Below are 14,930 nucleotides of genomic sequence, written 5' to 3'. Positions count from 1 at the left end.
CTCATGTCAGATCGTCATTCCCATCGATATTCTCTAGGATTTGACGAAATCCTCGCTGTTTTAATCGCTTTTTCTAGTTTTGGTCTCATTTTCTGGTTTTCGACCACTCGCCTGCAACAGTCCGATCGCAACGCTGAAAGTCCCTTGAATTCGTTGATGGCTGCCCCATCCGCGCCAGGGACGCCAACGGCTCAACCTCGCCGCGTCGTCGATGTTTTTAACGAGACCGCACCGACCCCGAAACCGACGGCACAGGCTGCCACTCCCCCCGCTCCCCCCGCGCCCGGTTCTCAGGCAACTGGAGAGCCTTCAGGCGGGTTTTTAGAGGAGGTATTGGCGCCGTTCGCTGCCCCAACGAGTCCGGAAGCGACCGCCACGGAGTCTCCCTCGCCGATGGCCCCAACGAGTCCGGAAGCGACCGCCACGGAGTCTCCCTCGCCGATGGCTCCAACGAGTCCGGAAGCGACCGCCACGGAGTCTCCCTCGCCGATGGCTCCAACGAGTCCGGAAGCGACCGCCACGGAGTCTCCCTCGCCAATGCCCCAGGTTCAACCGCCGGAAAATCCGACCCCCAGCCCGACGGAAACCGCGCCACCGACGGGAGAGGGGAGTGCGAGGTAGGCTCAATCGATCCCGGATCCGATCGATGGGGTTGGGTGCGCCGATGGGTGAGGCGATCGCGAGGGGAATCGCTCGCGATCTTTTTCCAGTGATGAGAAAGACTTCCTTGAGATGGGAACACTTGGAAAAAGATCGAGAATCGGGAGCGCACTTCGGGCATGTTGCGCCAACTCAAAAATCTGTTTTTCAGCGTTCAAACCTATAACGATCTCAGTCCCGATATTGAGATGAGGCGAGTGGTCAATCACGGTTTGTACTGTCGTCGTTCCTTGACATTACAGCAGTGGTTTGAGTCTTTTTGGCAACCGCGCGCGATCGCCGCTCCTGTGGTTGCATTTGTTTACGATCGCCTCAAAGCCTATTCGGGGGTGGAGATGGCGAGAGTGTGGCCGGACGATCGCCTCGATGCCGATCTGAAGTTTTCGCTAATTTGCTGGTTCGATTGGCAATTGAATTTATGTGAAGATTTCCAGCAACAATTTGGGGGCGACGCGATCGATCCACTCGCCATTTACAATCTCGATACCGTTGACGAACTCGTGGTTTTTCTCAACAGGCAATTTGACAAAAGTTTCTCGGGCAATCGGGAGCGAAAACCACACGAACCCACTCCCCAACCGTCAACTGAAAACGCCCCCGAGTCCTCTCCCGAGACGGGGTGAAGGGTACGGGCAAACAGGCCGAACGGCGATCGCGATCGGACTTTGAAAACAAACAAGAGCCGAGATCTTCGGCTCTTGTGGGGGATTCTGGCGGGGCGGGCGGTGCCGAGCGGGAGGCGGGCGCGAAACCAAAACCGTGCGGTTGTTTGGATTGATTTCGACGGCGATCCCGACGGCGTACCGCCACAAGCGCTCGTGGATTCGGCGCGCGATCGCCCCTGGAAATGTGGGAGTTAGCGTGAGGAACTTTTGCCGACGACTTGATCTTTGAGGCTGTTAAGCTCGTTAAGCAATTCCTGACGGTTGGAAGCCCGCAGTAAATAACGATAAACAAACCAAGCGGAGTATCCAATCCCGACTAACTCCAAAAATGGGGAGAGCAGAGGGATGTCGTTAATCGCATCGACCACCGCCAAGGTGACTCTGACGGTGACGAGAGCCGCGACAACCAGTCCGACGGTCACGATCGGTTTTTGGTATTCGCCAAAAAAGCTGCTGATGTAATCCGGCAGTTCGGACAAAATCGCCACGACGCGATCGCGGATTTCCTCAAACGTTTGGTTGGAGGAGGAAACGGAGGCGATCGATCCGCCTTCTTCCGAGGAAAAGTTGATGTCCTCTTTGGTCGCTCCGGTATCGGTGGTGGTTTCTTGCTTGGGGTCGGTATTTGGATTCATGATTTGACCTATTCGATCTCGATTTGAATTGTACTGGCTATAGGATACGCTGACTCGCCACACAAAGCACGGTAGGCTTTTTTTCACCCGTCCGGGTCAATTTCTCCCTCGCCGCGCGTTCCTCACTCAATTCGCAATGGACGGTGGTGGACGATCTCCGCGATCGCCTCGAGTGCGATCGGTCATCTTAGCGCGATCGCGCGCCCCGACGACAGAGGCGATCGCCCGATCTCGGTTCGGTGGAGATCGGGCTAAGTCTTTTCTGGCGAATTTTTCGGCAATTTAAAATGTATGCCCTCTTCCCGGGCGATCGCCCTACCGACGCAGATATCGTCCGGGGGGATGGCGATCGCTCGGGTTCATTCTGCCGGAGGCGGCTTCGGTGGCAAAGATGGGGTTCCTCTCTCCGAGAGCGAATCGTTCCACTCGTCGGTTGAAAGGTTAACCGCTTCTTGGAATAACTCGTTCATTTGTTGCAGCGTATCGCGAATGCAGTGCAAGCATTCGAGCGCGTCGTTATGGTCGTTATTGTTATTCGAGCGATCGTGGTGGATCAGCCATTCGAGGGAGACTAAAGCGGTATTCAAACAGAGTCGGAAATCGTAAGAGAGCTTGTAGTACGCCCTGAGTTTTTCTAAACGGTTACCTGCCATGTTTTTCACGATTAGGTGTAGCGATTTGCACGGAATCTCGCGGAAGTTGTAGGGAGGATCGAGAAATCAAAACAATGTGAGAAACTGGCTGGCCATCTCGATCATTATATTTAGACGGCCCCGCTCGGTCTGCGATCGCGCTAGTCGGTTTCCGTGATAATCCGTAGGGTCTGATGCGATCGAAATCACGATCTCGACGACCGATCGCCTCTTCGTTTCTCTCAATAGCTAATTGGGCGATCGAGAACGGCGATCGCCTCCTATCTTGGGCAAATTTTTAAATCTTTCAAAACCGACCCGCCGAGTTGAGCCGACCTTTCGATCCGCTCGGTCCGGCGCGGGATCGCTGCTCGATGCCGATTGTAGCTCTTAGTGCGGCGATCGACTCTACGACCCTCTCATTAAAATCCGATGAAACTTCCGTGGCGAGCGATCGCGACGACGATCGCACCAGAGCGCACTTCTACCGCCCGTCTAGATTGCGATCTCCGAACTTTTGCGGCGATCGCTCAAGCGACCTCCGAAGCTTCCACTAAACGAAAAGACACTTCCACAAAGTTCGGACGGCAAGAAAATAGGGTGTAACCGTTAACCCGCATCAACGAAATCGCGTCTTTCGTACATTCGACGACCCGGTAGTAACGGCCATCTCCCGAAATCAGAAAATTCCCTCTTTGGATGCTCATCGTGCCGATCCCGAAAATTTTACAGATAAATACTATGAAGCTGTTAATTCTGTTTTTATCAAAGCAAACCACTACGATCGTAACCGATCTCGTTTGATGAATTTCAATTTTTTAACTAAAAAAAATTAACTTATGTAACAAAAAGTCAAGAAGGGCAGACGATCGCGCGATCGTCGCCGATTTTGCTGGTTGTTGTCGCGTTTCTTACCATTGAAAATCAACGAGATCGGGATCGACTACCGCCAAATTGAGGATGCCATCCCCTTGATTGACGAGAGGATTTTGGGTGTGACCGATGACGATTCCATCGCAGGGAGCTTGCAATTTGACATCATTTTCGCCAAACGCATCGGAGATCGTACCGAGCCATTGTTTTTTATAAACCGCCGTTCCCAACTCCACCTTGAGATGTAAAATTCCACTGCGCGGCGATCGCACCCATTGAGTTTTATGAACCTTAACCGAACGATTCGTAGGAGATGGAACCGAGAGCGAGTGCATTCCCAAGACCGCCATCACTCGCAAAACCCCTTCGACGCCGATGCGAATCGCCTCCGCATCGAAGCGCAACGCCTCCCCCGCTTCGTAAAGTAACACCGGGATCTGGCGACGACTGGCGGCTTCGCGTAACGAACCGTCGCGGGTCGTGGCGTGAATGGTCAGGGGCGCCCCGAAAGCCCGGGCGCAGCGTGCGGTTTCGGGATCTTGTAAATTGGCGCGAATTTGGGGCAAATTGGTGCGGTGGTTGGAGGCGGTATGTAAATCGATCCCGTGGGTGCAGCGATTGACCACTTCGCGAAGAAACAGATTCGCCAGACGGGAGGCGAGGGATCCGCGCGGCGAACCGGGAAACGAGCGATTCAAATCTCGGCGGTCCGGGAGATAGCGAGATTGTTCGATAAATCCGAAAACGTTGACAATCGGAACGGCGATCGCCGTTCCGTGGAGATGGCGCGGGTCGAGGGCTTCGAGGACTTGGCGAATAATTTCGACCCCGTTGAGTTCGTCGCCGTGAATCGCCGCACTCAGCCAGATACAAGGACCGGGGGAGGTGCCTTTAATCGCGCAAATCGGCAGGGAAAGCTCGGTTTGGGTCGGGAGGATGGCGACGGGAATATTAATGCGTTTGCGCTGACCGGGGAGAACGGTTTCCCCGGCAATTTCGAGGGGGCGATCGTCGTTCATGAGAGAGAGGGCAGAGATCGCAGGGCGCTTGCGATCGGCGCTTGAGGGGGCATGAGGAATCGGGAGGGGGTGGATTTAATACTGAATGCGATCGCGGGTCTTGCCTTTGGCCGCATTTTTTTCGATAAATTCGATAATTTTACCCGCAATATCGGCTCCGGTCGCCGCTTCGATCCCTTCGAGTCCCGGGGAAGAATTGACCTCCATGACCACCGGGCCGTGATTGGAGCGCAGGATATCGACGCCGGAGACTTTCAAGCCCATGGTTTTCGCCGCACGCACGGCGGTCGATCGCTCCTCCGGGGTCAGTTTGATTTTTTCTGCCGTCCCGCCGCGATGGAGATTGGAGCGAAACTCGCCGGGGGCGCCCTGACGCTTCATCGAAGCGACCACGCGATCGCCGACGACAAAACAGCGAATATCCGCCCCTTTCGCCTCTTTAATAAATTCCTGCACTAAAATATTCGCATCCAAACCGCGAAACGCCTCGATCACCGACGTCGCCGCCTGGGTGGTTTCAGCTAAGACGACGCCGATGCCCTGAGTACCTTCGAGCAATTTAATCACCAACGGCGCCCCGTTGACAATTCCGATCAAGCCTTCAATATCTTTGGTCGAATTGGCAAATCCGGTCACGGGCAGTCCGATCCCTTCGCGGGCGAGCAGTTGCAGACAGCGCAGTTTGTCGCGCGATCGCGAAATCGCCTGGGATTCGTTCGCCGAGAACACCCCCATCATCTCGAATTGACGGACCACCGCCGTACCGTAAAAGGTTTTCGAGGCGGCAATGCGGGGAATGATGGCATCGAAATTCTCTAAAAGTTTCCCCTGATACATCACCGAAGGCCGATGAGAGGTGATATTCATGTAACAGCGAAGATAATCGACGATCTTCATTTCGTGGCCGCGCTCCTCTCCAGCCTCTTTTAATCGTCGGGTGGAATATAAAGAGGGTTTTTGCGACAAAATCGCGATCTTCATTGGTCTATGATTCCCTTGGATGTTCTTTTTTTGCGAGCGGGCCGAGAACTGAGTAAAAAAGACCGCCCCGGATCGACCACAAATCGCCCGCGCAGGGCTTGACGACCGAGCAACATGCGAAATCCCATGACATCTCGATTGGTCAGGGTCAATTCGATCGCCCATCGCTGCTGCTGGATTTCGACGGCGGTCAAGATCGCCAATCTTAACTCGCTATGACCTCCAGAGTTGCGGACGTGGCGGCGATCGAGCAATTGAGCTTCGGCGCTGACCGTTTGATGGGTGTCGCGCTGCAAAGGGTGGATCTTGAAGCGGACCATGTGTCGATCCCGATCTTGGAACGGCTCGATATCAAAGGCATGAATCGCCGAAGAACGCGCTCCGGTATCGATTTTAGCTTTAACTTGGGTAATGCCTAACTCCGGCAGGGCGATCCACTCCCGCCATCCGATCGCTGGCAGAGGTTGAGAAGATTTTACACTCATTGCGTTGAATCCAAAAAATACGGATGGGTCGCGTACACGCGACCCAGTAGCGCTTGTCCCCCTGGGGGTGCTGGGCGATCGAACTGGCGCGATGCGGCGCTATTAAGAGTCCGGTAACTGATATTGACCGACAATGCGCTTGGCAAATTCCGGAACGTGGTCGTCTAGTTTTTCCGGATGGGTGCGTCGGACGTACAAATAATTGCGGGTGAAATGGGAGTCGATCGAAAAACGGGCGTATTCCAATCCTTTCGGCCCGATGCGTTCGATGACCACTCCCATTAATTTTGCCGCCCACATCGGCAGGGTGACGCCTTTTTCGTAAGCGGGAATACTTTGTTGGACGGCTTGACGGCGATCGCCACTGGAACTGACCCCCTGGGTCTCCAACAACGGACGGACGAGATCGAGCATTTCTCGTCCGGTGTCGTTGCGAACGACGATCCACTGCCAGCCAAAGGGCGCCCCCATGTAACCGACGACTAAATCGGCTAAGGAGTTGACATAATCGAAACAACTCAAACACGACGGCGCGAACACGTCTTTGAGTTTCTTGGTATTCAAGCCGAAAAAGGGGACTTTTTCGATCGAACCGTCTTCATGCTTGAAGTGAACCCGAAAGTCTTGCATGAATTCGTAATGCACCACGGTGTCCGGGGATTGACTGGTGGTTTCTAAAAACTTCTGCAACCCTTCCCGGGTGACGTTATCCACGCAGGGGGTGCCTAAGACGTAGAGTTTTTCGAGTCCCAATTCGGCTTGAACCGCTCTGAGGGCTTGGATTTGACAGCCGACGCCGATCGCGAGTAACCGCTTCATTCCCGATCGTTCCACTTGTTCGAGAATCGACAAATTCGGCGAGAGGGTCGGTTTGTTGACCCGCGCCGCGAGGACTTCTTCCGGGGTACGGGCGATGACGGGCATCGGTTGAAAGCGATCGTCCGGGCTATTTTGGACGCAGACGACTCCCTCGACTAACCCGCGTTCGAGCATTTCGCAGGCGATCGTGCTGACGATTCCGGTCCACTGGGCGCCGGGAATCGGTTCGATGCGCCGCGCCGCCATCATGTCTTGACTGACGCCGAAATACCACTCGTCCTCGTTGTCGAGATCCCGACTTCGACCGTGTGCCATTGCTTCGAGTTCGGCGATTTGTTGGTTGAGAAAAGCACAAGCTTCTTTGACGTAGTGAATGTAGTAGGTATCGCACAGCCCGCATTCACTACACAGTTCTTTCGCCGGACGGCGGCTTCCCGGTTTGAGGGCTTTGGCTTTCTGATGTTTGGGGACGTCGGGAGTTACGGAGGTCATTGATAAAATTTTTTATATGCACGGACTTTTAACAAGATACCGCATTGCTATTGAGATCTGATGAGATCTCGGGAGGCAATCGATCGCCCCGACTCGCGGTCGAGGGTCTCAAAAAAAGTGAAGTACAGTAAGGGGTGACAACAAGCAGCCGCGATGGGTTCGATCGCCACGTCTTTTATGTCTCTCTCCATGTTCCCGGATTTCGTCGCTAAATTCTCCTCGAAAGCCAGCTTGCGACTGATTCTGATTGGTTCGTTTGCCTTACAAATTAGCGCGGCAGTCGGTTTAACCGCTTATTTATCTTACAAACAAGGGGAACGGTTCGTGAGCGATCGCGCGGCCCAGTTGCAAACGACCGCCACCAACTACCTGCGCGAACGGCTCGATCGCTATCTGGAAAAACCGCCCCTCATCTTGCAACTCAACGTCGATGCGGCGCGCCTCGGACCGTTCGACTTCAGTCAACCGGATCTCGCCGAGCGCTATTTTTGGCAGCAAATGCAACGGTTCCCCACCGCCAGCAGTATTTACCTCGGCAGGGATCGAGGCCAACTGGTGGGGATCGATCGCCGTGCGGACGGCACGTTAGTTACCAAAATCACTGAAGATTATCCACAACGGGCGTTTTACCGCTTGAACGCGGCGGGCGATCGGGTCGAACAGCTCGAAACACAGCCTTTCTACGACCCGCGCACCCGTCCTTGGTATCAAAACGCCGTCCCGGGCGATCGTCCGATCTGGAGTGAGATCTATTCCTTTGCCAATTTACCGACGTTGGGAATTACGGCCTCGGCTCCATTTTACGACCGCGAAGGGAATTTTAAAGGCGTCTTCGCCGTCGATTTGGATCTGAGCCAGATCGCTCAATTTTTACGCAGTTTTCGGATTGCCTATTCCGGTCAACTGTTCGTTCTCGACCGCCAGGGGACGTTAGTCACTACGTCTACCCGCGAACGCCCGTTTAAATTTGACGACGGTCAACAACAACAGCGCGTCCCGATTTTGGCCCGAGAAAGCGGCGATCGCCTCACCCGTGCCACGGCGGAGTTTTTAAGCCGTCAATTCGAGGATTTGGATGCCATCTCCACTACGGAACAATTCGAGTTTCGCTTTGCGGGCGATCGTCACTTCGTCCAAGTCGTCCCCTACCGCGATCCTTACGGCCTGCAATGGTGGCTCGTCGCCGTCATTCCGGAAAATGATTTTTTAGCCCAAATTCGCGCTAATACCCGCGCCACGGTCCGTTATTCCCTCTTTGCGCTCCTGTTTGCCGTGGTTTTCGGTCTAGTGACTGCTCGCTGGATTGCCATCCCCATCGAACGCTTGAATGATGCGGCCCGGATCTTTTCTGGGGGTCATTGGGATCGCCGGGTCGAACCGCGAGGGTTTGATGAAGTCGGACAACTCGCCCGCGCTTTTAATGGTATGGCCGATCGCCTCCAAGATTCGTTTGCAAGCTTGGCTAAAAATAACGAGCAAATGCAACAGTTAAACGTGCAGTTGGCGGAAAGTGAAAAGCGTTTAAATGACTTTCTTGAAGGATTGCCGATTGGGGTTTTAGTTTACGAAGCGGGCGGCAAAATTTGTTATTTCAATCGTAAGTTAGAACACCTGTTGGGACGGGCGATCGATCCCGAGGTCACTCTCGAAGAGTTTGCCAGCTTTTACCACCTTTATATTGCCGGAACCGATCGCATCTATCCCACGAAAGGCTTGCCGACCTTAAGGGCGTGTAAAGGGCGCAGCGTTCGGGTGGAAAATATCGAAATTAGAACCGGAAATCAGGCGATTCCCTGCGAGATTTTAGCGACGCCGATTTATGACGATAACGGTCGAGTGACGTTCGCGATCGCCGCTTTTGAGGATATCAGCCAACGCAAGCAAGTCGAACTCGAACGCCAATCGTTTACCGAACAGTTAAAACAGAAAAATGAGAAGCTGGAAAAACTCGACCGCCTCAAAAATGAATTTCTCGCCAATACTTCTCATGAATTGAGAACGCCATTGCACGGAATTATCGGCATTGCAGAATCGGCGATCGACGGCGCGATCGGATCTCTTACGGAATTACAAATTCAAAATTTATCCCTAATCGTTCAGAGCAGTTATCGACTGTTGACTTTGGTTAACGATATTCTCGATTTCTCCAAACTCAGACATCAAAGCCTCGAACTCCAATTGAAGGCGGTCGGCGTTCGGGAAGTGGTGGAAGTGGCAATTATTTTTAGTAAAACGTTGATTAAACAAAAAGATCTGCAGTTGATCAATGCGATCGATCCGAGCTTACCTCCGGTCATGGCCGACGAAAATCGCCTGCAACAAATTTTTTACAATTTAATCGGGAATGCAATTAAATTTACCGAATCCGGACGCATTGAGATCCGCGCCGAACTCGTGGAGGATCGCCGAGATCGTCACTCTGTTTCTTCGTCTTTATCGGTATTAAAAATTACAGTTTCCGATACGGGAATCGGCATTCCTCAAGATAAATTAGAGCATATTTTTGAATCTTTTGAACAAGTAGATGGCTCGACCTCGCGCCAGTATGGCGGTACGGGTTTGGGCTTGGCTATTACCCAGAAATTAGTGGAGCTGCACGGCGGTAAAATTAGTGTAGAATCGCAAGTTGGGGTCGGTTCTTCGTTTAGTTTTACTTTGCCGACTGTTGAATGTGAAATCGTGCCAATTATTCCGATAAATTCATCGTCGATCGCCCCTAAATCATTAGATTTAGAGATGGAAAAGCCATCGGTCGTTCGAGGGAAAGATAATCGCGATCGCCCGGTCAAAGTTGCCGAATCAACGCGAGCGGCGATCGTTGAAAATACCGAAATCTTTCAGATTTTAATTGTGGACGACGAACCTGTTAATTTGCAGGTGCTAAGAAATCATCTTTCTTTACACAAAAATTATCATGTCGCCCAAGCAACGAATGGATTAGATGCGCTGGCGATCGTAGAAAACGGATTTAAGCCAGATCTGATTTTACTCGATGTGATGATGCCCCACATGACCGGATATGAAGTGACCCGAAAGTTAAGGGAAACTTGGGCAATTGACGAGTTACCTATTATGATGCTGACTGCTAAAAATAGCGTGTCCGATCTGGTGTTTGGTTTGGAAGTTGGCGCTAATGACTATTTAGGAAAACCTTTTGCAAAAGAAGAGCTAATGGCTCGAATTCAAACGCATTTAAGAATCAAACAATTAAAAAATGAAAAGGCTAAAATCAGGAAAACATTTGGGCGTTACGTTACGGAAGAAGTCGCCTCAAACTTATTGGAAACCGAGCGGGGTTTATGCTTGGGGGGAGAACGACGAAAATTGACAATTTTAACCTCGGATTTGCGCGGATTTACGGCAACTTCCGAACGATTACCCCCGGAGGAAGTGATCGATATTTTGAATTTTTATTTCCAGTATATGGCCGATATTATTTCGGAATATCGGGGGACGATTGACGAGTTTATGGGAGATGGCATTTTGGTGTTATTTGGAGCGCCAAAAACTCGCCACGACGATGCGAAACGGGCGATCGCCTGTGCGGTTGCCATGCAATTAGCAATGGAGGAAATTAACGAACATTTAAAACAACGGGGTTACCGACCTTTAGAAATGGGAATCGGGATTAATACTGGAGAAGTTGTCGTCGGGAATATCGGGTCGGAACAACGCACGAAATATGGGGTTGTCGGTTCTCAAGTGAATTTGACTTATCGCATCGAATCTTATACGACTGGAGGACAGATTTTAATTTCGGAATCGACCCTTAATGAAGTGGGTCGCGAACTGGTCGCGATTAATGGGAAACGCGAGGTCGAACCGAAGGGAGTTAAGCAGGCAATCGCCATTTACGACGTGCGCGGGATTGGCGGTCAATACAATTTATTTTTATCCCGAGAAACGGAAGTTTTTGTGCCGCTCGATCGCCCGATTTTCTTAGAATATATGAAGTTAGACGGCAAACATGTGGATCGGGAACGATGGCCCGGTCGTGCAGTTTCTTTATCGGAAAAAGGGGTTGCAATTGAATGTGATTCCCTGGATGAAGATGCTTTACCTACGGCATTAACGAATCTGAAAATTAATCTTATTGGAGTGGTAGAAGGAACTGCGGACGAGGATATTTATGCGAAGGTCGTGCGCCGGGAGGAACGGGGCGATCGCCCGCCACATTTTTACATTCGCCTGACAACAACTCCGCCGGAAATTGCAAATTGGTTGGAAGCGGTCTATCGCGCTCGAAAAGAGGGAATTTGAAACAGGCGATCGCCACCATGGAATCGACATAATACAATCAAAGGTATAAGAAAGGAAAACTCAATCGTTTGAAAATTTGGGGTAATAATGTATTTGTAAATGTATTTTCTAATGCATTTTCGACTGCCTTAGCAATGTATTTTGAGTTCGAGCAAGCCATCGACGAGATGTTTTGGAGTTCGATCGTTACAGGTGACTCATTAAAGGCGATCGCCGTTTTTTCCTCAATTGACGCCCTGGAGTGAATCGAGTAGCGGCTTGGGGTAACATAAGAAAATTAGAATATATCGCCGTTCTCGATGGCATCAGGGACAAAACGACGGGCTAAATTCTCGTGTTTACGAGGGTGACCCGTTAACTAGGCGTACCTTCTCCGTCTAAGAAACCCGATCGACAAGAGAGACCGACTCAATTGTCTGACTCTTAAAATGTTTTGTATCTGTAAAGCGCTGACACTCACACAATACGACTGGCCTAAAGTGGATAGAATGGAGGTGCATACCGATGAAGTCTTGCCTCAAAATTTTGATTGTCGAAGAATCGGAAAACAATGCGGGAGCATTACTCGAACAACTCGATCGCAGTCCCTACGAAATCACTACGCAAAGAGTCGATACTTTAGAAGATATTAAAACATCGCTAGAATATCAAGTTTGGGATTTAGTATTAGTTAATTCCGAGTTGACTCATCTCTGTATCAAACGGGTTCTCGAAACGATCGCCGAAAGGGGAATGGACTTGCCGACGATCGCGATCGTACCACAAGATAACGAGTCAAAAGCGATCGCTCTGTTACAAATGGGTGCGCACGATTACATCCTTCAAGAGCAATTGACGCGCTTAATTCCGGCGATCGAAAGACAATTACAAGAAGCTGCCGCGCGGCGATCGCGTGCCATTTCAGAAGTAGCCCGTCGTGCGAGTGAAAGACAATTGCGGGCGGTTTTTGACTGTGCTTTAGATGCAATGGTCATTTTTAACGACGAAGGAAAATATGTTGCCGTCAACCCCGCAACTTGTACTTTATTTGGTTTGTCTCAAGACGAACTCATCGATCGCGCCATTGTCGATTTTATCGATTCGACTTGCGATTTAGCCGAGGCATTACAAACGTTTCGCGATCGCGGTAAAGCAACGGGGGAACTGCGCTTGTTACGTCCGGATGGAACGATGCGAGATGTCGAATATTCCGCTACGGCAAATTTTATTCCCGGCCTCCATTTATCCGTTTTACATGACATTACCGAGCGCAAAAAAGCCGAGGATCAACTGCTCTATCATGCGTTTTACGATCCGCTCACGGGATTGCCGAATCGCGCCTGGTTTCTCAATTGTTTGGGGCGATCGCTTCGACATGCAAAGCGGCGAAGTTCTTATTTATTTGGCGTTCTTTTTGTCGATCTCGATCGCTTCCAAATTATTAAATATAGTTTCGGGCATTTAGTTGGCGATCAACTCTTGACCGCTACCGCTCGCCGTCTCGGAACTTGCCTCGGTCCGACGGATACGATCGCTCGGGTCGGAACCGATGAATTTGCGATTTTACTCGAAGATATTCAGGATGTTTCCGATGCCACTCATATCGCCAATCGCATTCATAAAGAGTTGACTTTACCCTTTAATATTAACAATCACGAAATGTTTACCACTGCCAGTATTGGCATCGCGATCGGTACTAGTTGCTCCTCGAAAAAGAAGCAATCTTATGCCGATAATAATGGTTCTTCTTCTAATCTGTTTCACTGTAGCACTCGCCTCGAACAACCGGAAGATTTCCTCAGAGCTGCCGATACGGCCATGTATCACGCGAAAGCAATGGGGGGAGCGAGAACGACGATTTTTGAATCGGCAATGCATACAGGCGCCCTCGCCATGTTACAAATCGAAACCGATTTACGTCGAGCTTTAGAACGTCAAGAGTTACGGGTTTACTACCAACCGATTATTAACTTAATGACGGGAGAATTAGCAGGTTTTGAAGCTTTAGTACGCTGGCAACATCGCGATCGCGGCTTGATTTCTCCCGGTGAATTTTTGTCAGTTGCCGAGGGAACGGGTTTGATCGTTCCGATGGGTGCGTGGGTTCTTGACGAAGCCTGTCGTCAACTTTCAAAATGGCAAGCAAAACTCGATCGATATTTTGCTAATAACGATCGAAATGGTTCTAGTTTTGAGTTTGCTTTTGACATCAACCCCCCTAAATTAAGTATGAGCGTTAATATTGCCGGGGTACAGTTCGACCATGCGGGTCTGCTGGATCAAATCGACCATATTTTAAAAGAAACTGGAGTCAAGGGACGCGATCTTAAGTTAGAAATTACCGAAACTTCAATCATGACTGCCGCCGAATCGGCTACGGAAATCTTATTACAATTAAAAGAGCGAGAAATCCAATTATGTATCGATGATTTCGGAACGGGTTATTCTTCCTTAAGCCGATTGCAACGGTTACCCATCGATTTACTTAAAATTGATAAATCTTTTGTTGGTAATATGAGTAAAGATAGCGAAAGTTTGGAAATTGTCCGAACTTGTATCGCTCTCGCCCATAATTTAGGGATGGAAGTGGTGGCGGAAGGGGTGGAAACCCCGGAACAATTGGCCGGACTGCGCGCTCTAGAATGCCAATACGCTCAAGGCTATTTATTTTCTAAACCCCTCGAACGGAAAAAGGCGACTTATTTTTTAGAGGAACAACGACGCTGGTAAGGGCGATCGCCTATCTTATGATTCAGTCATGCTGGATCGGCGATCGCCCCTACTTTAAAGGTGAAATGAAATCCAAAAGTGTTGTTTAAAAAGAATGTAAATATTAACTTTTTGAGAAAATTTTATCAAAAAACAGAGAAAAATATAGCAATCCTATGGACTGGTCGAACAAACAGAGATGAGTGAGGACGAGTAAACAGTAAATGCAAATGGGACTAAACCTCTGACGCTCGCTGGAGGTCGTATCAATGAACTGACGAGCGATCGCAGAAGAGTGATAAGGGATAACCCGAAAACGTTTCAATTTCAGGATTGCTATATTATTCAACTTAAGAGGAATGCCCAAACTTGCAATCTTTTGACCGATCTAGATGGTGGCTAAATCGCCCCAAACCAGACAAGTTTTGAGAACGGCTTTAATCTGAGCGGGAAAGGATTCGCGATCGCCGCAAATAGTTTCGACTTCCCCTGTCGGATAAACGACGTAAACTCGATCCCCGCTTAGAACTGCGAGAGGTTTGTTCGAGTCTTCGGCAATTGATGGAGTAATCACAGGCATTAGAACATCCATAAAGTAACACCCTGAAACCTTTCCAACCTATCTGCAAATCCTCAAAAAAAAAAGAGAGCAAACCCTTTCTTCATTAACTCTTCATCTCGATCGCGCTGACTTTAAAGTTTCGATCGCGGAAACAGGCTG

Annotated in this window: 12 protein-coding genes; 4 read left to right on the top strand and 8 right to left on the bottom strand. The window is 50.3% G+C overall.

Annotated elements, in window-relative coordinates:
- The first annotated feature begins 3 nt into the window (after window positions 1-3).
- Both JJD41_RS02795 and JJD41_RS02790 read left to right on the top strand, forming a co-directional pair.
- Window positions 4-621, top strand: coding sequence for a prolipoprotein diacylglyceryl transferase (locus JJD41_RS02795; RefSeq protein ID WP_200664615.1), 618 nt, complete (start codon window positions 4-6; stop codon window positions 619-621).
- Window positions 622-779: 158 nt separating this feature from the next.
- Window positions 780-1,283, top strand: coding sequence for a hypothetical protein (locus JJD41_RS02790; RefSeq protein ID WP_200664614.1), 504 nt, complete (start codon window positions 780-782; stop codon window positions 1,281-1,283).
- A 233-nt stretch (window positions 1,284-1,516) separates the two neighbouring features.
- Here the strand turns inward: JJD41_RS02790 and JJD41_RS02785 are convergent, their stop codons facing one another.
- From JJD41_RS02785 to JJD41_RS02755, 7 genes are all read right to left on the bottom strand, one after another.
- Window positions 1,517-1,960 carry a CAAD domain-containing protein gene (locus JJD41_RS02785; protein WP_200664613.1) on the bottom strand — a complete coding sequence of 148 codons (444 nt, stop codon included), beginning with the start codon at window positions 1,958-1,960 and terminating at the stop codon, window positions 1,517-1,519.
- Window positions 1,961-2,319: 359 nt separating this feature from the next.
- Window positions 2,320-2,613 carry a hypothetical protein gene (locus JJD41_RS02780; protein WP_234488478.1) on the bottom strand — a complete coding sequence of 98 codons (294 nt, stop codon included), beginning with the start codon at window positions 2,611-2,613 and terminating at the stop codon, window positions 2,320-2,322.
- Between the two features lie 509 nt (window positions 2,614-3,122).
- Complete coding sequence (locus tag JJD41_RS02775; RefSeq protein ID WP_168568537.1) at window positions 3,123-3,299, bottom strand: hypothetical protein; 177 nt, start codon at window positions 3,297-3,299, stop codon at window positions 3,123-3,125.
- Between the two features lie 204 nt (window positions 3,300-3,503).
- Window positions 3,504-4,484 (bottom strand): succinylglutamate desuccinylase/aspartoacylase family protein, encoded by a 981-nt coding sequence (locus JJD41_RS02770; RefSeq protein ID WP_200664611.1) that lies wholly within the window; start codon window positions 4,482-4,484, stop codon window positions 3,504-3,506.
- Window positions 4,485-4,559: 75 nt separating this feature from the next.
- Entirely contained in the window at window positions 4,560-5,465 is a 906-nt protein-coding gene (gene rimK / locus JJD41_RS02765; RefSeq protein WP_168568535.1) for a 30S ribosomal protein S6--L-glutamate ligase, read from the bottom strand.
- On the bottom strand, window positions 5,462-5,950 hold the full coding sequence (locus JJD41_RS02760; protein ID WP_200664610.1) for an ATP-dependent zinc protease family protein: 489 nt from the start codon (window positions 5,948-5,950) through the stop codon (window positions 5,462-5,464). Before JJD41_RS02760 ends, rimK begins: the two co-directional genes overlap by 4 nt.
- Window positions 5,951-6,052: 102 nt before the next feature.
- On the bottom strand, window positions 6,053-7,261 hold the full coding sequence (locus JJD41_RS02755) for a Coenzyme F420 hydrogenase/dehydrogenase, beta subunit C-terminal domain (RefSeq protein WP_200664609.1): 1,209 nt from the start codon (window positions 7,259-7,261) through the stop codon (window positions 6,053-6,055).
- A gap of 177 nt (window positions 7,262-7,438) precedes the next feature.
- On the opposite strand from JJD41_RS02755, the gene JJD41_RS02750 reads away from it, so the two are divergent.
- Window positions 7,439-11,521: an ATP-binding protein gene (locus JJD41_RS02750; RefSeq protein ID WP_234488477.1), complete on the top strand. Its 4,083-nt coding sequence runs from the start codon at window positions 7,439-7,441 to the stop codon at window positions 11,519-11,521.
- Between the two features lie 504 nt (window positions 11,522-12,025).
- Window positions 12,026-14,230 (top strand): EAL domain-containing response regulator, encoded by a 2,205-nt coding sequence (locus JJD41_RS02745; RefSeq protein WP_200664608.1) that lies wholly within the window; start codon window positions 12,026-12,028, stop codon window positions 14,228-14,230.
- Window positions 14,231-14,597: 367 nt separating this feature from the next.
- On the opposite strand, the gene JJD41_RS02740 is transcribed toward JJD41_RS02745, so the two are convergent.
- Window positions 14,598-14,789, bottom strand: coding sequence for a hypothetical protein (locus JJD41_RS02740; protein WP_200664607.1), 192 nt, complete (start codon window positions 14,787-14,789; stop codon window positions 14,598-14,600).
- Between the last annotated feature and the right edge of the window lie 141 nt (window positions 14,790-14,930).

The organism is Oxynema mangrovii CENA135 (assembly GCF_016632315.1).
In the GTDB taxonomy this organism is placed as follows: domain Bacteria; phylum Cyanobacteriota; class Cyanobacteriia; order Cyanobacteriales; family Laspinemataceae; genus Oxynema; species Oxynema aestuarii.
The sequence above is the reverse complement of the archived record's forward strand: the minus strand, read 5'-3'. Positions and strand labels throughout refer to the sequence as shown.